Raw genomic sequence first — 18,848 nt, forward strand, 5'->3', positions numbered from 1 at the left:
TTGATGAAAGGCCCGCCCCATGGCTGCGCTGCTTCACATCATCCGCAGGCTAAGCAACATTCCTGTTCTTGTCGCTTCCGCTGCGCTCTTCATTCTCATGGTCATGACCTTCTGTGACGTTGTCCTGCGGTCGGTCTTTAACGCGCCCATCGAGGCCGCGACCGAACTGACCCGCATCCTCATGGCCATCCTCGTCTTCGCGGTTCTGCCTGTTGTGTCGTCCCGCAATGATCACATCGCGGTTGACCTGACCGACGGCATCTTTGCCCGTCTGCGCCTGAGCCACATCCGTGACGGCATCATCTTCATCGGCTCGGGCATCATGCTCTACTGGCCGATCAAGCGCGTCTACGTTCTGGCGGAACGCGCCCGTGACTATGGTGACGTGACCGAATACCTGGCCATCCCGCAGTTCTATGTCGGCTGGTTCATCACCATCTTCACCGCCATCGCCGCTGTCGCCATGATCGTGACCGGCATCCTGCATTTCGTTGCACCCCATCTTCTGACGGAGCGCCGCACATGACCGCCGCACTCATTGGTTTCGCCATCGTTCTTCTGCTGGTGCTGGTGCGCCTGCCCATCGTCTTTGCCATGGGCCTCGTTGGCACCCTCGGCTTCGCCTACGAACGGGGCGGCTCTATTCTCTCCGAACGCGGCCTCAAGGCCGCCATGTCCATGGTCGGACGCCAGATCACCGACACCGCGCAAGACTATGGCCTGTCGGTTGTGCCCCTCTTCATCCTGATGGGTCTCTTCGTGAACAAGGGCGGCATGGCCAAGGAACTCTACGCCGTGTCCAACGCCTTCCTCGGCCACCTGCGCGGCGGTATCGCCATGGCCACCGTGGCCGCCTGTGGTGGTTTCTCGGCCATCTGCGGATCGTCGCTGGCCACCGCGGCCACCATGTCCAAGGTCGCCATGCCCGAGATGCGCCGCTACGGATATTCCGACGAACTGTCGACCGCCTCGATCGCGGCAGGCGGCACGCTCGGCATCCTGATCCCGCCGTCGGTGATCCTCGTGATCTACGGCCTGCTGACCGAAACCTCGATCGGCAAGCTGTTCATGGCTGGCATCCTGCCCGGCGCGATGGGCATCCTGTTCTATCTCTTCGCCGTACGCTGGACCGTTTGGCGCAATCCGAACTCGGGCCCTGCGGGCGAACGCGCCAGCTGGACTGAGCGTCTTCTTGCCCTGAAATCGGTCTGGGCCGTACTGCTGCTGTTCTTCCTGGTGATCGGCGGCCTCTACGGTGCCTTTGATTTCTACCCGCTGAACCTGACCTTCTCGCCGACCGAGGCCGCAGGCATGGGCGCGATGGGTGCCTTCCTGATCGCCCTGTCGCGTGGTGGCCTGACCATCAAGTCGACCCTCGAAGTTCTCAAGGAAACCACCTTCACCGCCGCGGCCCTGTTCTCGGTTCTGATCGGTGCGCAGATCTTCTCGAACTTCATCAACCTCGCGGGCCTGCCCGAAGCGCTGATCGCCATGGTCACCGCCTATGACGTGCCGAACTTCATGGTCATCCTGATGATACTCGGCATCTACATCATCCTGGGCTGTGTCTTTGAATCGCTCTCGATGCTGCTGCTGACCGTGCCGATCTTCTTCCCGCTGGTGACCTCGCTTGGTTACGATCCGATCTGGTTCGGCATCGTTGTGGTTGTCGTGACCGAGATCTCGCTCATCACACCGCCCGTTGGCCTGAACGTGTTCATCCTCAAGGGGGTTGTCGGCGACGTCTCCACCGGCACCATCTTCAAGGGCGTGACCCCGTTCTGGATCGCCGACATCTTCCGCCTCGCGCTGATCGTGCTGATCCCCTGGATCGTGCTCGTCCTGCCCGAGCAGATGGGCTCGCTGGGTCACTGATGTTCATCCTGACGGACCTGCCGGACGGGTTTCACGAGAACCCCTACCCGCACTACAGGCGGTTGCGTGAAGACGCACCCGCCTGCCTGCAACCGGATGGCAGCGTGGTGGTGTCGCGCTATGCAGACCTTGATCGCATCTACCGCGACACCACCACCTTCATCTCGGACAAGAAAGCGGTCTTCGGCCCCAAGTATGGCGTCGACTCGCCGCTTTACGAACACCACACCAATTCGCTTGTCTTCAACGACCCGCCCCTGCACACCCGCGTGCGCAAGGTCATGGTCGGCGCGATGAACCCGCGTGCCCTGGCACAGATGGAACCCGGTCTCGAACTCCTGATCGCGGGCCTTCTCGACGAGATGGAAGGCAAGGGCGAGGTTGAGCTGATCGAAGCCTTTGCCGGCGCCATCCCCATCGAGGTGATCGGCAACCTGCTTGGCATTCCCCGCGATCAACGCGATCCGCTGCGGGACTGGTCGCTTGCCATCCTCGGCGCTCTGGAACCCCAGCTGACGCAGGAACAAGAAGCGCATGGCAACCAGTCGGTCACGGATTTCAAGGCTTTCCTGCGCACCATCATCGAAGACCGCAAGGCCAACCCCGGCGATCCCGAAGTCGACGTGCTGACCCGCCTGATCCACACCGAAGGCGATCACCTGACCGAGGTGGAACTCTACCAGAACTGCATCTTCATCCTGAATGCGGGCCACGAGACGACGACCAACCTGATCGGCAATTCGCTTGCGCTTCTGGATCAGCACCGTGATAAACGTGCCGAACTCATCGCGAACCCGGCCCTGATCAACACCGCGGTTGACGAATTCCTCCGAATGGAAAGCCCCAACCAGTTTGGCAACCGGCTCACCACGGCCGAAATCGAACTACACGGTCTGACCATCCCCGCAGGCACCGACATCCATCTCTGCATGGGCGGCGCCAATCGCGATCCCGAACAGTTCGCCGATCCCGACGAAATGAAACTCGACCGCCGCCCCAACAAGCACCTCGCCTTTGCCGGCGGCGCGCATACCTGCGTCGGCCTGACCCTGGCGCGCATGGAAGGCCGTATCGCAGTGGGTCGGTTCCTGGAACGCTATCCAAACTATGAAATCCAGCCCGGCGCAGAACGCGGCGGTCGCGTCCGCTTTCGCGGCTACGCGCGCCTCCCGGCGCGTCTGACCTGAAACAACGGATCGGGGCGACTATCCGCCCTGCCACGCAAATTGATTGACCGACCGTTCGGCCAATAATAACATACCCTCAAACCGGCCCACGCCGGACACGAGATTCGCACTAGAACGTGTTGCGCCCCGGCGCGGCGCAACAGGAGGAACCGACATGACCATCCAGCAGATTTCCAGCTTCGCCGCAGGCGAATGGCTTGCCCCGGGCGAAGGTGCCCGCAACATCGCCAGCGCGATCACCGGCGAGGTCATAGCCACCGCGGGCAACAACGCCCTCGATGCGCAGGCCATGCTCGACTATGCCCGCAAGGTCGGCGGCCCCGCCCTGCGTGCCATGACCTTCCACGAGCGCGCCAAGATGCTCAAGGCGCTGGCCCTGCACCTGCGCGAGCACAGACAGGCGATGTACGATCTGTCTTTTGACACCGGCGCAACCCAATCCGATCACATGATCGACATTGATGGTGGCATCGGCACGATGCTGGTCTTCGCCTCGAAAGGCCGCCGCGAAATGCCTGACGGCCACGTCTATCTGGATGGCGACGTCGAGCAGCTAAGCCGCAACGGCACCTTCCTCGGCCAACACATCTGCACCCCGCTGCAAGGCGTGGCCGTACACATCAACGCCTTCAACTTCCCGGTCTGGGGCATGTTGGAAAAACTGGCCCCGACCCTCCTGGCTGGTGTCCCCGCGATTGTGAAGCCCGCCACCAACTCCTGCTATGTCACCGAACTCGCCGTCAAAGTGATGCTCGACTCCGGTCTCCTGCCCGCCGGTGCCCTGCAACTGGTGTCCGGCGGCCTTGGCGACATGCTCGACCGCCTGACCATGCAGGACGTCGTCAGCTTCACCGGTTCCGCCGACACCGCGATGAAACTGCGCTCGAACCCGGTGATCCTTGAAAACTCGGTCCGCTTTGTTGCCGAACAGGACAGCCTCAACGCCTCGATCCTCGGCCCCGACGCCCAACCGGGCACGCCCGAGTTCGATCTCTTCGTGAAAGAGGTCCAGCGCGAGATGACCACCAAGGCCGGTCAGAAATGTACCGCCATTCGCCGCATCATCGCGCCGGAAAACACCGTGCAGGCCGTGATCGAAGCCCTGTCCGCGCGCCTTGCGAAAACCGTGATCGGCGATCCGCGCAAGGAAACCACCCGCATGGGTGCGCTGGTCTCCAACGGCCAGAAACGCGACGTGCTGGAAAAAGCCGCCATCATCGGCCAGGAAGCTGAGCGCGTCTTCGGCAACCCCGAGGCCTTTGATGTCGACGGTGCGGATGCCGAGAAAGGCGCCTTCGTGCCGCCGATGCTGTTCCATTGCGCCAACCCCGATGCCGCCCAGCGCGTGCACGACACCGAAGCCTTTGGCCCGGTCTCGACCATCATGGGCTATCGCGATCTCGACCACGCCATCGAACTGGTCAACAAGGGCCAGGGCTCGCTGGTCGCCTCGGTCATCACCCATGACCCGGCCGTTGCCCGCCAGGTCGCACTGGGAGCCGGCGCTTACCACGGGCGCCTCTACTTCAACAACCGCGACTCCATGAAGGAAAGCACCGGTCACGGCTCGCCTCTTCCACACATGGTCCACGGTGGCCCCGGCCGCGCAGGCGGCGGCGAGGAAATGGGCGGCGTGCGTGGTGTCAAACACTACATGCAGCGCACCGCGATTCAGGGCAGCCCGGAAATCCTCTCTGCCATCGGCGAGAAATGGGTGCCCGGCGCAACCGAGATCGAAGGTCCGGCCCACCCCTTCACCCGCAAGTATGGCGAACTGGCCATCGGCGAGACCCTGCACACCGCGCCGCGCACGATCTCGATGGAAGACATCGAACACTTCGCCAACTTCACCGGTGACACCTTCTATGCCCACATGGATCAGGAAGCCGCCGAGCGGAACCCCTTCTTCCCCGGTCGCGTCGCCCACGGCTACCTGCTGCTCAGCTTTGCCGCCGGTCTCTTTGTTGAACCCAACGAAGGCCCTGTTCTGGCCAACACCGGCCTCGACAGCCTGCGTTTCATGAAGCCCGTCGAAGCAGGCGACAGCATCAAGGTGCGTCTCACGGTCAAGAAAAAGACCAAGCGCAACGACGAATACGGCGAGGTCCGCTGGCACGTCACCCTCACCAATCAGGATGACGAGCTGGTCGCGGAATACGAACTCCTCACCATGAACGCTTACTGATCACGAATTGGGCCGGGGCAAATGCCTCGGCCCTTTCTGATTGGGGTCGCGGGCCAATCGCTGGCAAATCTCCTGCCCTCCCCTTATAAAAGGGGCATGAATGGTGACCCAAATAGATGGTTCGGGCAAAGTCTCGATACGCTGACCTACAACCGCAACCAGCGGGTCTGGTCGATCCTCGTGACAATCTTTGGCGACCTCGCCCGCACCCCCGGAGATCGGATCAGCGGCGCCGTTCTTTCGCGCCTGACCGAACCGATGGGCATCAAACCCGAGGCCATGCGCGTGGCCTTGCACCGCCTCCGCGGCGATGGCTGGCTGACATCCGAGAGGGTTGGGCGGGCCAGCCATTACTCTCTCACCGCGTCCGGTCTCGAACAGTCCGACGCAGCCAGCCCAAGGATCTACGGATCCGACCCAACGCTTTCGCAACAGTGGCACGTTGTTGTCTCTGAACCCACCCGCGGCACCGCCCGCAGTGGCGCAGACAAATCATGGCACGCCCGTGGCTATATCATCGCCGCCCCCGGCTGCTACCTCGGCCAAGGTCCGGCGCCTGCCGATCTCGGAGACCACCTTGTCCTGACCGGCACACTGTCGGACATCCCGCTCTGGCTGCGCGAAACCATGGCACCCGAGGAAATCGCCCAAGCCTACCGCGATCTCGAAACCGCGCTCGACGGTTTCTTTGACATCATGCAGGGCGCACCGACACCTTCGCCGCTACAAGCCGCAATCCTGCGCGTGGTGATTGTTCACAACTGGCGGCGCGCACTTCTGGCGCACCCGCCCCTGCCGGCCGCATTCTTCCCGTCAGACTGGCGCGGTTTCACATGCCGGGACAAGGTCATGGCCGCACTCGACATGCTGCCGCAACCCGATCTTCAATCGCTGGAAGACACCGCAGCCGCGGCCTAATCCTCAGACGTCCAGTTCGGTAAGTTCACCCAGAAGCGCGATCAGTTGCTCGTGCTTCTCTTCGCCCAGCTTTGCCTTCATCTCTGTCAGGATACGGCGACTGGTTTCCATGTTCTCGGCGATGATCGCACGGCCCGTGTCCGTGGCTTCGATCACCTGACGACGGCGGTCATGCTCGTCACGACGACGGGTGACATAGCCCTTTTCTTCCAGCTTCTGAAGAATGCGTGTCAGGCTGGGCAACAGCAGCACCGCGCGGTCCGCGATCGAGGTCGGATCAAGCGGCCCCTCTTCGTCCAGAACACGCAGAACACGCCATTGCTGTTCGGTCACACCCGCATCCGCCAACATGCCCCTGATCGGCCCCATGACACGCTCGCGCGCACGCAAAAGAACGATGGGAAGGGAACGAGCCGTCGACGGGGGAGTAACACTTGTAGTCATGGTTCTTTCATGCACTTTTGGGCGAAAAACGCAACATCAATTCACTTGTCAACAACCTCGCCATTAGTTAACCTGTTAATAGTAACAAAGGGAGTTTCGCCATGAATTGGGACGATTTCGCAACCTGGGGGGCGCGTATCTCGGATTGGGCCAAGGGCTATCATCGCACGCTGCGCGATCGCCCTGTCCGCGCACAGGTCGCGCCCGGCGATATTCTCGCGCAGCTGCCCACCGCTCCGCCGCAAGCCGGCGAAAGCATGGATGCGGTCTTTGCCGACTTCGAAAAGATCGTGATGCCGGGCCTCACCCACTGGCAACACCCGCGCTTCTTTGCCTATTTCCCGGCCAACGCAACGCCCCCTTCGATGCTCGCAGACTATCTCGCCACGGTAATCGCCCCGCAGTGCATGCTCTGGCAGACCTCCCCTGCCGCCACCGAGATGGAAACCCGGATGCTGCAATGGCTGCGCCAGTCGCTGGGCCTTGCCGACCACTTCGAAGGTGTCATTCAAGACAGCGCCTCCACCGCCACACTTGCCGCCGTTCTCACCATGCGCGAACGCGCGCTTGGCTGGCAGGGCAACGAAAAGGGGCTCTCCGGCCTCGACACCCTGCGCATCTACTGCTCGGAAGAGGTCCACACATCGGTTGACCGCGCCATCTGGATTGCCGGTGTCGGCCAGGACAACCTCTGCCGCGTCCCGACCCACGGTCCCCTGCGCTCCATGCAGCCCGACGCGCTCGAAGCCGCGATCAAGCAAGACCTCGCCAATGGCCTCAAACCGGCGGGCATCGTCGCTTGCGTTGGCGGCACCGGCACCGGTGGCTGCGATGACATCTCTGCCGTCTGCGACATTGCTGCCAAATACGACCTCTACGTCCACGTGGATGCCGCATGGGCCGGGGCGGCGATGATCTGCCCCGAATACCGCCACTACTGGGAGGGCGTCGACAAGGCCGACTCCGTGGTATTCAACCCGCACAAATGGCTGGGCATGCAGTTCGACTGCTCGGCCCATTTCGTCAAGAACCCCGACGATCTCGTGCGCACGCTGGCCATCCGTCCCGAATACCTCAAAACCCACGGCGCGGACGGCATCATCAACTACTCGGAATGGTCCGTTCCCCTTGGCCGCCGCTTCCGCGCGCTGAAAATCTGGTTTGTCCTGCGGATCTACGGCCTCGACGGCCTGCAACAGATGATCCGCAATCACGTGACATGGGCACACGAACTGCGCGACCTTCTCGCCGCCGAACCCGATTTCGAGATCGTCACCGAACCGGTCCTGTCGCTCTTCACCTTCCGATACGCCCCCGACGGGGCCACCGATCTCGACGCCCTGAACCAGCGCCTTGTCGACACCATCAACAACGACGGCCGCATCTACATCACCCAGACCCGCACCAAGGGCCAGCTGGTGATCCGCTTTCAGGCTGGGCAGGTAGATGCCACCCGCGAAGACGTGCTCTTTGCCTTCGACACCATCAAGGAAATCGCCCGCGCGCTTTCCTGATCTGACCTTGGGCCTTGCCTTTCCCGGTCTCCTCCGCTCTTGTCACCGCCGGAGGAGACCAACCCTATGCGCCCTGACCTGATCCTGTTGTGCTTTGCCTACGTGCTCAGCCAGTTTTTCCGTGCCTTCCTCGCGGTCCTGAGCCAAGTCCTGAACGCCGACATCGGTGCCACCCCCGAGGACTTGGCTGCCGCCTCTGGTCTCTGGTTCCTCGTCTTTGCCGCCATGCAGATCCCCGTAGGTGCTTGGCTTGACCGCTTTGGCCCGCGTCTCACCTCCTCGGCCCTCCTCCTGATCGGCGGTGGTGGCGGCGCATTGCTGTTTGCCTTTGCGACAACGCCCCTGCACATCAGCATCGCGATGGCCCTGATCGGGGTCGGCTGTTCGCCAGTCCTGATGGCCTCCTACTTCATCTTTGCCAAATCCTATCCCCCCGCCCGCTTTGCAACGCTGGCCGCCCTGATGCTGGGCGTCGGATCGGTCGGGAACCTCGTCGCCTCCTATCCGATGGCCTGGGCGACCGAGATGATCGGCTGGCGCCTCTCCCTCGTGGCCCTCGCCGCATTCAGCGCGCTGACGGCCGTTGGACTGTTTTTCCTTGTGAAAGACCCAGCCAAGGAAGATCACGACGAAAAAGGCTCCCTGCTGGACCTTCTCAAAATGCCTGCCCTCTGGTGCCTGTTCCCGCTGATGTTCGTGAACTACATGCCCGCCGCAGGCATTCGCGGCCTTTGGATCGGCCCCTACCTTGGCGATGTCTTCGGCACCTCCACCACCGGCGTCGGCACCGCCTCCCTGATCATGGGTCTCGCCATGATCGCCGGCACGCTGGCCTATGGTCCCGCCGACCGCATCTTCGGCACCCGCAAATGGGTGGTCCTGATTGGCAACCTGATCGTGGCCCTGTCCTGTTTTGCCCTGGCCTTCTGGCTCACCTCCTCCGCGCTTGTGTCGATCATCCTTATGAGCGTCATCGGTTTCTTCGGCGCCGCCTTCCCGGTGATCATCGCCCACGCCCGCAGCTTCTTTCCTCCGCATCTCACAGGGCGCGGCGTGACGCTCCTCAACCTCTTCGGAATCGGTGGCGTCGGCGTCATGCAGTTCGCCTCGGGCCGGTTGCATGGGCAGATTGCCGCCACCTCGCCAACACTCGCCTATCAAACCCTTTTTGCCTTCTTCGGGGTGCTTTTGCTCGTCGGCCTTCTGGTCTATCTGTTCTCCACCGACAGAACCGATTGAGGCCCCCATGCGAGACACAACACAGATCGAGGTCATCGCTCCCAATCTCAAGCGCCGCCTCTCTGGCGTGACCGCCACCATCGCGCGCCTTGTCCCGCTGCAATCCTCGATGATCGGCATCCGCGCCACCGGCCCCGGTCTGCCAGCGGATGTTCCGCATATCCCGCTCTGGAAACTGCCCTTCCTGTCGCGCCGCACCCCGATTGTCTGGCACGCCCGTCGCAACACCGAAATGCTGCTTGGCCTGTTCCTGCGCAATGTCCTGCGCCTGCCGCTCAAACTCCTGTTCACCAGCGCCTCGCAACGCCATCACAGCAGCTATACCAAGTGGCTGATCTCCAAGATGGACGACGTGATCGCCACCTCGCAGAAGACCCGCAGCTACCTCAATCACGAGGCGCACGTGGTGATGCACGGCATCGACCTTGAAAACTTTGCCATCCCCGCCGACAAACCCGCCCTGCGCCGTGACCTTGGTCTGCCCGAAGGTTTGCTCCTTGGCTGCTATGGCCGCATCCGCCACCAGAAGGGCACGGACGCCTTTGTCGATGCGATGATCACGCTCTGCAAGGACCGCGAGGATGTCTTTGGCATCGTCATGGGCCGTGCCACCGAAAAGCACCAGACCTTCCTGCAAGACCTGAAAGACAAGGTCGCCGCCGAAAGCCTTTCCGATCGCATCCTCTTCAAGCCCGAAGTCACCGTGGATGAAATCCCCGCGTGGTATCAGGTGCTCGACCTGTTCATCGCCCCGCAACGCTGGGAGGGCTTTGGCCTTACTCCGCTCGAGGCAATGGCCTGCGGTGTGCCGGTCGTGGCCACCGACGTGGGTGCTTTCTCGGAAATCGTGACCACACCCCGGATCGGCACCATCGTCGAACCCGGCGATCCCGCAGCACTTGCCGAAGCCGCCAAACCCTTCCTGTCCGACGCCGCCGCCCTTGCCGAATCCGGCCGCGCAGCCCGCGCCCATGTCGAGGAAAACTTCCGCATCGAAGGCGAAGCCCAGCGCCTTGTTGCCATCTACCAAGGCCTTCTCGACGCCGAATAACCCGTTTCTGGGGCGAAACATCGCGTTTCAGAATGCGGCAAATAAGAAGAATCCATCACCTCCCCCTTTTTTCCCTGCCAAAACGGCGCTAATAGAGCGCGTCCTAAACTTTGGAGAGAGACAATGGGTTATCGCGTCGTTGTCGCAGGCGCCACGGGCAATGTGGGCCGCGAAATGCTGAATATCCTGGCCGAGCGCCAGTTCCCGGTGGATGAAATCGCCGCTCTTGCCAGCCGTCGTTCGCTTGGCACTGAGGTCAGCTTTGGTGACACCACTCTCAAGACCCAGGACATCGAACAGTTCGATTTCTCGGGCTGGGACATGGCGCTGTTCGCCATCGGCTCGGACGCCACCAAGAAATACGCGCCCATCGCTGCGGCGGCCGGCTGTGTCGTGATCGACAACTCGTCGCTCTACCGCTACGATCCGGACGTACCGCTGATCGTGCCCGAGTGTAACGCCGAAGCGATCCACGGCTATTCCAAGAAAAACATCATCGCCAACCCCAACTGCTCGACCGCGCAGATGGTTGTGGCGCTCAAGCCGCTGCACGACCGCGCCAAGATCAAGCGCGTTGTCGTCTCGACCTACCAGTCGGTCTCCGGCTCGGGCAAAGACGCCATCGACGAGCTTTGGGATCAGACCAAGGCCCAGTACAACCCCACCGACGACTACGCGCGCAAGGTCTACACCAAGGACATCGCCTTCAACGTCATTCCCCACATCGACAAGTTCATGGAAGACGGGTCGACCAAGGAAGAGTGGAAGATGGTTGTTGAAACCAAGAAGATCGTCGATCCGTCGATCAAGGTCACCGCAACCTGCGTGCGCGTGCCGGTCTTCGTGGGCCACTCCGAAGCCGTGAACATCGAGTTCGAAGAGTTCCTCGACGAAGACGAAGCCCGTGACATCCTGCGCGAAGCGCCCGGCATCATGGTCATCGACAAGCGCGAAGACGGCGGCTACGTCACCCCGCGCGAATGCGTCGGCGACTTCGCCACCTTCATTTCGCGTATCCGTCAGGATTCGACCGTCGAGAACGGCATCAACCTGTGGTGCGTCTCGGACAACCTGCGCAAGGGTGCCGCGCTGAACGCCGTTCAGATTGCCGAAACCCTGGGCCGCGAGGTTCTCAAGAAAGGCTAAGCCTTTCGACAACCGGATAGGGGGGCGCTCCGAAAGGGGCGCCCCCTCTCCATTTGAGGGGGCCGACTCTAACAGGCCACACCGCGTAGCATGGTTTTTGGGGGCATCTTTGCCAAAGGAACCAAAGCCATGCAGACACCACGCGACGACCGGTCCAACCCTGACCAATCGCTCGGCCAGACCGCATGGGCCAGCGCCCGCCACGCCGCGCGACTGGATACCGAAACAGGCGTCTGGCTCCGCGCCAGCCTGCGCCCCGCCTTCGAGGCCTCGAATACTCTCCGCGGCCTCAAGGCCCGTCTCGCCAAGAAAGGCGTCTACCTTTCGCAAGGCCCGGGCGGCCTCATCCTGCGCGACATCCAGACCCGCGCCGCGATCTGCTCGCTCGATTTTCTGGGGATCAATCGCCGCGCCATGCAGTAACACCAGATAACCGCATGGCGAACAAAAAAAGCAGCCCGGGAAATGGGCTGCTTTCGCGAAACTATTAAGTGCTTCAGACCTGCTTGAAGTCGCCGGTCGCCGGATCATAAGCTTCCAGCCCGCCTTCGGCGATATTGTGCCACAAACCATGCAGCGAAAGGTCGCCCTGTTCCACGCGTTCCTTGATGAACGGGAAGGTCATGAGGTTGGCGATAGATTCAAGAACCGCGACTTTCTCGAGCTCCCGCGCCTTCTCGGCCGGGTCCGAAATTTCCGCAACCTTGGCGTATGCTGGACGCAGAACATCCACCCAGCGGCCGACAAAGCTCTCTTTCTCTTCCAGAGAGGGCGCATTGCCTTCGCACATGTCGATGCAGCCCTGAACGCCACCGCACGCCGAGTGCCCCATCACGATCAGGTGTGCCACTTTCAAGGCGGTCACACCATATTCAATCGCCGCAGAAGTACCGTGCTGCCCGCCATCCGGTTGATAGGGCGGCACGATATTGGCGATGTTGCGGTGCATAAAGAACTCGCCCTGGTCGACGCCAAACAATTCGGTGGCATGAACGCGGCTGTCGCAACAGGAAATCACCATTGCACGAGGATGCTGGCCCTCGCCCAACTTGCGATACCAGGACGCATTCGCCTCGTATGTGTTGGCCTTCCAGCCCTGATAGCGTTTCACCAGATATGACGGCAGAGCCTTCGCATGTGTCATCAGCGTCCCTTCCATTCTTTTTCTGAAAAGGTGGAATAGTCTCAATTGCAAAGAAATTCGAGTTATTTTCGTGTCGCAGATAAACCTTTTTCGAAGGCCTTTCTCGCATTTTGGGCGTGCTGTGGGGGCAAAACGATGTGGGTGAAGGAAATGCAGGTATCCATCCTGACAATGAAGGAACCGGTCTATGTCAATCCTGACCGGGTAAATCAACTGGTGCGCCAATCCGGACAGGAGGCCGCCCATGACATCCTTGCCCGCGCGGTCGAGGAAACCGCCCTGCGGCTGGGGCATCTGGCAAACCGCCTTGAAACAGCCTCCGCTGATGAGCTCTGTCGCTGCGCACGATCGCTGCTTGGCATCTCCGACCAGATCGGCCTTGATACCTTGACCATGGTGGCCGAAGACGTCGCCACCTGCATCGAAAACAATGACCCCATCGCCACCGCCGCGACCACCGCCCGCCTTCTGCGGATCGGCGAACGCTCCCTGTCCGAGATTTGCGAGTTGCAGGGCCTGACGCGCTGATACGGGTTGCAGGGCCGCACCAAGGCGCTAACCTGCGACCAAACCGTTGATCGAAAAGGCCTCCCATGACCCTCAGCTTTGCGCCCGCGTCTTCCGATACCCTTCCGTTGCACATCGTCGACAAGGACAGCTTCGACACCTGGCGCGAAGCACAATCCGACGCCACGCGCAGCTGGCTCGACGCAACAGGGTTCAAACCGGCCGTCGGCGCGACGGCCCTGATCCCGGGCACAGATGGCACGCCCGTCATGGCCCTCGCCGGTTACGGCGATGCCAAGGCCCGCGCCCGTGGCCGCTTCCCGCTTGCCGCTGCGGCCAAATCCCTGCCCGAAGGCACTTATCACCTTACCAGCGACCTGCCCGCGGGCGACCTTGAAACCGAATGCCTCGGCTGGCTCCTGTCGGCCTATGCCTTTGACCGTTACGCCAAGCAATCCGGTGCCAAGGCCCGCCTCACCTGTCCCAAAGGGGTCGACGCCGCGAGGGTCGAAGCCATCGCCAACGCAGAGGCCCTGACCCGCGATCTCATCAACACCCCCGCCGCCGACATGGGTCCTGACGCTCTTGAGGCCGCCTGCCGCGATCTGGCCGAGACCTTCGATGCCACCGTTGCCGTCACCACCGGCGAGGCGCTGCTCGACAACAACCTCCCCATGATCCACGCCGTGGGCCGCGCCGCTGCCAAGGCACCGCGCCTGATCGACATGCACTGGGGCGATACCGGCCCGAAACTCACCCTTGTCGGCAAGGGCGTCTGTTTCGACACCGGCGGCCTCAACCTCAAACCCGGCGGCTCAATGGCGCTCATGAAAAAAGACATGGGCGGCGCGGCAACGGTTCTCGGCCTCGCCCGCATGATCATGGCGCTGAACCTTCCGCTGCAACTGCGTGTCCTGATCCCAGCCGTGGAAAACGCCGTGTCCGGCAACGCCTTCCGCCCCGGTGACATCCTCACCTCGCGCAAGGGGCTGACCGTCGAGATCAACAATACCGACGCCGAAGGCCGCCTTGTTCTGGCCGACGCGCTGGCTCTGGCTGACGAGGACACCCCCGACACCATCATCTCGATGGCCACGCTGACCGGGGCGGCCCGCGTCGCCGTCGGCCCTGATCTCTCGCCCTTCTATACCGATGACAACGCCACCGCCGCCGCCCTCGCCAAGGCCGCAACCAACGTCTCTGATCCGGTCTGGCGCATGCCCTTCTGGGAACCTTATGAAAAGATGATCGAACCCGGCATCGCCGATCTCGACAACGCCCCCTCGGGCGGTTTCGCAGGCTCCATCACCGCCGCGCTGTTCCTGCGCCGCTTCGTCGACAATGCGCGTTATACCCATTTCGACATCTACGGCTGGAACCCCGCCTCTGCCCCGGCACGCCCCAAGGGCGGCGTCGGCATGGGCGCGCGCGCGCTGCTTGATGCCCTGCCCGATATGCTGGGCCTGTGATGGACCGCCGCCGCACCCCGGCCAACGCCCGTGTCGCCCTTGAAAGCGCCCCCTCGGCCCCGGCCAACCTGCCCCGCGTGGCGGGTGTTCCCGCGCGTATCGCAGTGCCTGTCGCCGACCTCCTCGCCGCACCTGAAGGCCCGCGCGACCGCCAGCTTCTGTTCGGCGACACGCTCACCCTGATCGAGGCGCGCAACGGGTTCAGCTTTGTTCAGGCCGCAAAAGACGGCTATGTCGGCTACCTGCCCGACACCGCGCTTGCCGCCCCGCAAGAGGCCACCCACTGGGTCAGCGCCCCGGCCACGCACCTCTATGCCAAGCCCGATTTCAAATCCGCCGACCGCCTCTCCCTCAGCTTTGGCAGCCGGGTTCGGATCTCATCCCAAAAGGGCCGCTTCTGCGAAACTCCCGACGGATTCATCCCGGCACAGCACGTAACGCCCCTGGGTGAAAACCTTGCCGATCCCACCGCTGTCGCCGCCCTTTTCCTTGGCACCCCCTACCTCTGGGGCGGCAATTCGGCCTTCGGCATCGACTGTTCCGGCCTGATCCAGGCCGCCTGCCTTGCCTGTGGCATCCCCTGCCCCGGCGACAGCGACATGCAGGCCACGGAACTTGGCACGCTGCTGCCCGACGGCACGCCGCCACAGCGCGGCGACCTCCTGTTCTGGAAAGGCCATGTCGCGCTTGTGGTCAGCGGCGACACCCTGATTCACGCCAATGTTCACCACATGGCAGTGGCCTATGAACCCCTTGACGCAGCGATTGCGCGCATCGCGCAACAGGGCGACGGCCCGGTCACGGCCCACCGCCGCCTGCCTGTCGTGGAGGTGTGAAAGGTCTTACTCGACCGCGCGGATCAGCTTGCGCTCCAGCACCCGAAGCACGGTCCTGAGGTCATGCCCGCGCTTCAGAATCTGCCCATCCATGCCGATCACCGCGTACATCCCCTGCTTGGCACGCAGCTTCGGCCGCTTCTCGATCTTGTAGAGCGGATTTTCGGCCGTGCGCCGGAACACCGAGAACACGGCAACGTCTTTCAGCGAGGAAATCCCATAGTCCCGCCACTCTCCCGCGGCCACCATCCGCCCGTAAAGCGAAAGGATCACGTTCAGTTCCGTGCGATGAAATGAGACCTGCGTCGGGGCGCTTCCGGCAAAGGGAATGGGAGGCTGTGCATTCATACCCCCAGAGTTGCGCTGAATTTTCAATAAATCAAGCCTGCCCCGCTTTTGCCCCAAATTCTTCTGCAAAAGGCCCCGCACCTTCCCTCTTGTCGCCCAACCCCGCCTGCATATTCACATCATAGCGAAACACAAACGCTACCTTCGGCGGCGCGGCGTTATTGCCCCCACCCAGTCTGCGTCGCCGGAGGCCCTTTTTCCCAGATCATGCAAACGACCCCTGGCAGAACCAGCCAGAGGACATCGTGCCGCCGTGTGCGTAGAACAGCCAAAGCCTTGTTCCGTCACGACAATCCACCTGCCAATAGTCCCGCGTGCCGCTGCGCCAAAGCGGATCATCCAGCCACCATTCCGGTGCAATCCGCTCGGGCCCAACCACCTCGGCCACCTGCAAATCCCGCCCACGAAACCGGAAACACTCGGGCAGGCGCGGGTGATCCGGCACCATGACAGGCTCTGGACGCCAAAGACACAAGGGGCGCTGCGCCACCGGCGCGGGCCACTCGCCTTCATGCGGTTCCGACCACGCCGCCGCCATCACCTGCGCCTCCTTTTCCGGAATATGGCTCTCGGCCGGATGCAACCGTGTCACCCGCTCCAGCCCGATCCGGGCCCCGATCCGCCCGAACAGGTCTTCCATCGCCCGCCCCCCTGCGGCCTCGGCGGCCTGCCGCTCCATGACGGTGCGGGCCGCATCCAGATGCCCCACCTGCTTGCGCCTGGGCAGGGCCTCGGAGCGCACCACCGCAAGGCGCAGCATGTCGATGCCATAGCCCGCTTCGATCTCGCTCACCTTCATCGCCAGCAGGGGGCGAATCCGCTCCGGTTGATCGCTGGCCCGCGCCAGCCCCACATCCACCCACTGCATCGTCTGATCCGCCCGATAGGCCTGAAGCCGCACAACCCGCGCGCCCTGTCCCTTGTCGCGCAGCAGGTCACACAACCGCTCCAGCAACCGCTCGACCGCCGCCATCACGTCATCAAACAACCCGATCGGATCGGGCAATGTCATCCGCACCGCGAAATGCGGCGTCGCCTTGGCCGGGCTGATCGGTTCCGGCACCCCACCCAGCGCCTGATCAATCCGCAACACCAACCCCTGCCCGAACCGCCGCGCAAGGCTGGCCCGTGGCTGACCCAGTACATCTCCAACCTGCCGCAGCCCAAGCCGCGCCAGCGCCTCCCGCGTCGCCGGTTCGATCCGCAGGGCGGCCACCGGCAAGGCCGCAAGCGCCCCGTGCATCTGTCCCGGTGGCGCAATCCGCGCAACAGGTTGCCCGCCCCCCTGCACCGCCGGCGCCGCGCCGCCCTTGGTCCAGTGCCGCCGCTTCACCGCCCGCGACCGCGTGGCCCGCGCCTCCTGGTCAATGGCATCCCCGCTGCGATGGTTTTCGGCCCCCGCACTCCCGGCAAACCGCGCCAGCGCCCAGGCCGCCCCCGGCGTATCCGCCACCCCGCCCTCGACCTGCAATCCAAGCGCCGCGCAATCCGCCTGCATCGCGGCCAGCATCTCTGCCTCCCCCCCGAACAGATGTGCGCATCCGGTGATATCCAGCATCAGGGCCGCCGGCGGTTCCTGCGCAACCCAGGGCGAATACTTTCCGGCCCAGCGACACAGGACCGACAGGAACGCCGCCTCGGCCTGCGGGTTCTGCAGCCGCGTCACCAACTCCGGACACATCGCCTGCGCATCACGAAACGGCTGGCCGATATGGACGCCCGCCGCGCTGGCCTCGGCCGAAAGCGACTCCACCACCTGCATCTGTCCGGTATCCCGCAACACCGCAAGCGGCACACCGATCAGCCCCGGATCCAGCCGGATCAGGCGTTCCGCCCCGAAGCGGGGAAACCACAGGGATAACAGGCGTCGCGTAGGCATATTGGCAGCATATGTTCGCTATTTGTTCTGGTTTTTTATCTTGATTCTACCCCGCATGTCGAGTTGATGATGTCCACTCACAGGAGATCCGCCATGCGCCCGACTTTGCCCACCGCCATTATCCTGACGCTCGCGCTGGCCGGGCTGGTCCACGCCCACGGCGGCACCAAGGACAAAACCGTTCTTGCCCGCATGGATGCCATGCTGGACAGCAAAAAAGCGCTCAACATCCTTGGCGACATGGCCAAAGGCCTGCGTCCACTCGATCCGGATAGGGCGGAACAGGCCAAATCGGCACTGGTGACCCTCTCGCGCCAGACCCCCGAGTTGTTCAAGACCCACGCCAAAGACCCGACAAGCGAGGCCCTGCCCCTGATCTGGGAGAACTGGGATGATTTCCTGAAAAAGAACGAGGCCACGGTGCGCGCTGCACAGGCCGTTGACACCAAGACGCTGGGTGGCCTTCAGCAATCCCTGATCCAGCTCGGCGCAACCTGCCTCGACTGCCACGAAAAATACCGCAAAATCAAAAACTAAGCGAACCGCTGACTACCCGCAGCGCACCTCGCGAATGATCCCCTTGTCATCAAGGTGAACATTCAGACGCTCCGGGTTGTGATCCATCGTCAGCATCGAATCCGGCTCAACGATCCGCATGGCCTCGGGTGTCAGCACCCCGTCCAGCGCCGCGACCGGTTTGCCAATCAGAAAGGAGAACGCCGCAGGATCGCAGACAGCCGCCCCAAGGGTCCGCTGCTGAACCTCGTCGTCTTCGCCAATGCAGCCCGCCAGGGCCACCAGCGCCACCAGCCCGATATGTTTCATCCGACAATTTCCTTTCATTTTCCGACAATTATCTGGTGTCTCGTCGCTATGAAACAAGTCTTGGTCGCAACCTCTATTGAAAAGCGGCACGGTTTCGCCCAACCTCGCGTCAACCAAGGAGGATTCAATAATGATGCGCACCCGAGCCGCCGTCGCCCTTGAGGCCGGCAAACCCCTCGAAATCATGGAAGTGAACCTGGAAGGCCCCAAGGCCGGTGAGGTTCTCGTGGAAATCAAGGCCACCGGCCTGTGCCACACCGACGAATTCACCCGTTCGGGCG

General features: G+C 62.7%; 19 protein-coding genes and 1 pseudogene. 15 read left to right on the forward strand and 5 right to left on the reverse strand.

Annotated features, from left to right (window positions below):
• Positions 1–19 precede the first annotated feature (19 nt).
• The 5 genes from NNA36_RS13375 to NNA36_RS13395 all read left to right on the forward strand — a co-directional run bounded on the left by NNA36_RS13375 (position 20) and on the right by NNA36_RS13395 (position 6,165).
• Positions 20–526, forward strand: coding sequence for a TRAP transporter small permease (locus NNA36_RS13375; RefSeq protein ID WP_255107811.1), 507 nt, complete (start codon positions 20–22; stop codon positions 524–526).
• Positions 523–1,875 carry a TRAP transporter large permease gene (locus tag NNA36_RS13380; protein ID WP_255107813.1) on the forward strand — a complete coding sequence of 451 codons (1,353 nt, stop codon included), beginning with the start codon at positions 523–525 and terminating at the stop codon, positions 1,873–1,875. Before NNA36_RS13375 ends, NNA36_RS13380 begins: the two co-directional genes overlap by 4 nt.
• On the forward strand, positions 1,875–3,062 hold the full coding sequence (locus tag NNA36_RS13385) for a cytochrome P450 (protein ID WP_255107815.1): 1,188 nt from the start codon (positions 1,875–1,877) through the stop codon (positions 3,060–3,062). Before NNA36_RS13380 ends, NNA36_RS13385 begins: the two co-directional genes overlap by 1 nt.
• Before the next feature lie 154 nt (positions 3,063–3,216).
• Positions 3,217–5,247, forward strand: a complete 2,031-nt coding sequence (gene paaZ / locus NNA36_RS13390) for a phenylacetic acid degradation bifunctional protein PaaZ (RefSeq protein WP_255107818.1) — start codon at positions 3,217–3,219, stop codon at positions 5,245–5,247.
• Positions 5,248–5,343: 96 nt separating this feature from the next.
• Positions 5,344–6,165: a PaaX family transcriptional regulator C-terminal domain-containing protein gene (locus NNA36_RS13395; protein ID WP_255107820.1), complete on the forward strand. Its 822-nt coding sequence runs from the start codon at positions 5,344–5,346 to the stop codon at positions 6,163–6,165.
• 3 nt (positions 6,166–6,168) lie between these two features.
• Here the strand turns inward: NNA36_RS13395 and hpaR are convergent, their stop codons facing one another.
• Entirely contained in the window at positions 6,169–6,609 is a 441-nt protein-coding gene (gene hpaR / locus NNA36_RS13400; RefSeq protein WP_255107822.1) for a homoprotocatechuate degradation operon regulator HpaR, read from the reverse strand.
• Between the two features lie 101 nt (positions 6,610–6,710).
• On the opposite strand from hpaR, the gene NNA36_RS13405 reads away from it, so the two are divergent.
• From NNA36_RS13405 to NNA36_RS13425, 5 genes are all read left to right on the forward strand, one after another.
• Positions 6,711–8,123, forward strand: coding sequence for a pyridoxal-dependent decarboxylase (locus tag NNA36_RS13405; RefSeq protein ID WP_255107824.1), 1,413 nt, complete (start codon positions 6,711–6,713; stop codon positions 8,121–8,123).
• Positions 8,124–8,189: 66 nt separating this feature from the next.
• Positions 8,190–9,362, forward strand: a complete 1,173-nt coding sequence (locus tag NNA36_RS13410; protein ID WP_255107826.1) for an MFS transporter — start codon at positions 8,190–8,192, stop codon at positions 9,360–9,362.
• Positions 9,363–9,369: 7 nt separating this feature from the next.
• On the forward strand, positions 9,370–10,413 hold the full coding sequence (locus NNA36_RS13415; RefSeq protein ID WP_255107828.1) for a glycosyltransferase family 4 protein: 1,044 nt from the start codon (positions 9,370–9,372) through the stop codon (positions 10,411–10,413).
• Between the two features lie 123 nt (positions 10,414–10,536).
• A complete protein-coding gene (locus tag NNA36_RS13420) occupies positions 10,537–11,559 on the forward strand; it encodes an aspartate-semialdehyde dehydrogenase (protein WP_255107840.1) in 1,023 nt (340 codons plus the stop codon).
• A 129-nt stretch (positions 11,560–11,688) separates the two neighbouring features.
• Positions 11,689–11,982, forward strand: coding sequence for a hypothetical protein (locus NNA36_RS13425; RefSeq protein WP_255107843.1), 294 nt, complete (start codon positions 11,689–11,691; stop codon positions 11,980–11,982).
• A gap of 73 nt (positions 11,983–12,055) precedes the next feature.
• On the opposite strand, the gene NNA36_RS13430 is transcribed toward NNA36_RS13425, so the two are convergent.
• Positions 12,056–12,703: a carbonic anhydrase gene (locus tag NNA36_RS13430; protein ID WP_255107845.1), complete on the reverse strand. Its 648-nt coding sequence runs from the start codon at positions 12,701–12,703 to the stop codon at positions 12,056–12,058.
• A gap of 150 nt (positions 12,704–12,853) precedes the next feature.
• Between NNA36_RS13430 and NNA36_RS13435 the strand changes: the two genes are divergently transcribed.
• The 3 genes from NNA36_RS13435 (at position 12,854) to NNA36_RS13445 (ending at position 15,515) form a co-directional block, all read left to right on the forward strand.
• Positions 12,854–13,231, forward strand: coding sequence for a hypothetical protein (locus NNA36_RS13435; protein WP_255107846.1), 378 nt, complete (start codon positions 12,854–12,856; stop codon positions 13,229–13,231).
• 65 nt (positions 13,232–13,296) lie between these two features.
• Positions 13,297–14,679 (forward strand): M17 family metallopeptidase, encoded by a 1,383-nt coding sequence (locus NNA36_RS13440; protein WP_255107847.1) that lies wholly within the window; start codon positions 13,297–13,299, stop codon positions 14,677–14,679.
• Positions 14,676–15,515 carry an NlpC/P60 family protein gene (locus NNA36_RS13445; RefSeq protein ID WP_255107849.1) on the forward strand — a complete coding sequence of 280 codons (840 nt, stop codon included), beginning with the start codon at positions 14,676–14,678 and terminating at the stop codon, positions 15,513–15,515. Before NNA36_RS13440 ends, NNA36_RS13445 begins: the two co-directional genes overlap by 4 nt.
• Before the next feature lie 6 nt (positions 15,516–15,521).
• Here the strand turns inward: NNA36_RS13445 and NNA36_RS13450 are convergent, their stop codons facing one another.
• Together NNA36_RS13450 and NNA36_RS13455 are read right to left on the reverse strand one after the other, a co-directional pair.
• Positions 15,522–15,863 (reverse strand): DUF2794 domain-containing protein, encoded by a 342-nt coding sequence (locus NNA36_RS13450; RefSeq protein ID WP_255107851.1) that lies wholly within the window; start codon positions 15,861–15,863, stop codon positions 15,522–15,524.
• A gap of 205 nt (positions 15,864–16,068) precedes the next feature.
• The gene (locus NNA36_RS13455) at positions 16,069–17,742 is read right to left on the reverse strand and encodes a DNA polymerase Y family protein (RefSeq protein ID WP_255107853.1); all 1,674 of its coding nucleotides are present in this window, start codon (positions 17,740–17,742) and stop codon (positions 16,069–16,071) included.
• Positions 17,743–17,835: 93 nt separating this feature from the next.
• Here NNA36_RS13455 and NNA36_RS13460 point away from each other — a divergent pair, with 93 nt between their 5' ends.
• On the forward strand, positions 17,836–18,279 hold the full coding sequence (locus tag NNA36_RS13460) for a cytochrome c (RefSeq protein ID WP_255107855.1): 444 nt from the start codon (positions 17,836–17,838) through the stop codon (positions 18,277–18,279).
• Between the two features lie 12 nt (positions 18,280–18,291).
• Here NNA36_RS13460 and NNA36_RS13465 read toward each other — a convergent pair whose 3' ends face one another.
• Positions 18,292–18,567 carry an I78 family peptidase inhibitor gene (locus NNA36_RS13465; protein ID WP_255107857.1) on the reverse strand — a complete coding sequence of 92 codons (276 nt, stop codon included), beginning with the start codon at positions 18,565–18,567 and terminating at the stop codon, positions 18,292–18,294.
• Between the two features lie 133 nt (positions 18,568–18,700).
• On the opposite strand from NNA36_RS13465, the pseudogene NNA36_RS13470 reads away from it, so the two are divergent.
• Positions 18,701–18,848 (forward strand): annotated as a pseudogene (locus NNA36_RS13470) (S-(hydroxymethyl)glutathione dehydrogenase); the annotation flags it as partial.

It is taken from the genome of Shimia sp. CNT1-13L.2, from assembly GCF_024331145.1.
Taxonomy (GTDB): Bacteria; Pseudomonadota; Alphaproteobacteria; order Rhodobacterales; family Rhodobacteraceae; genus Shimia.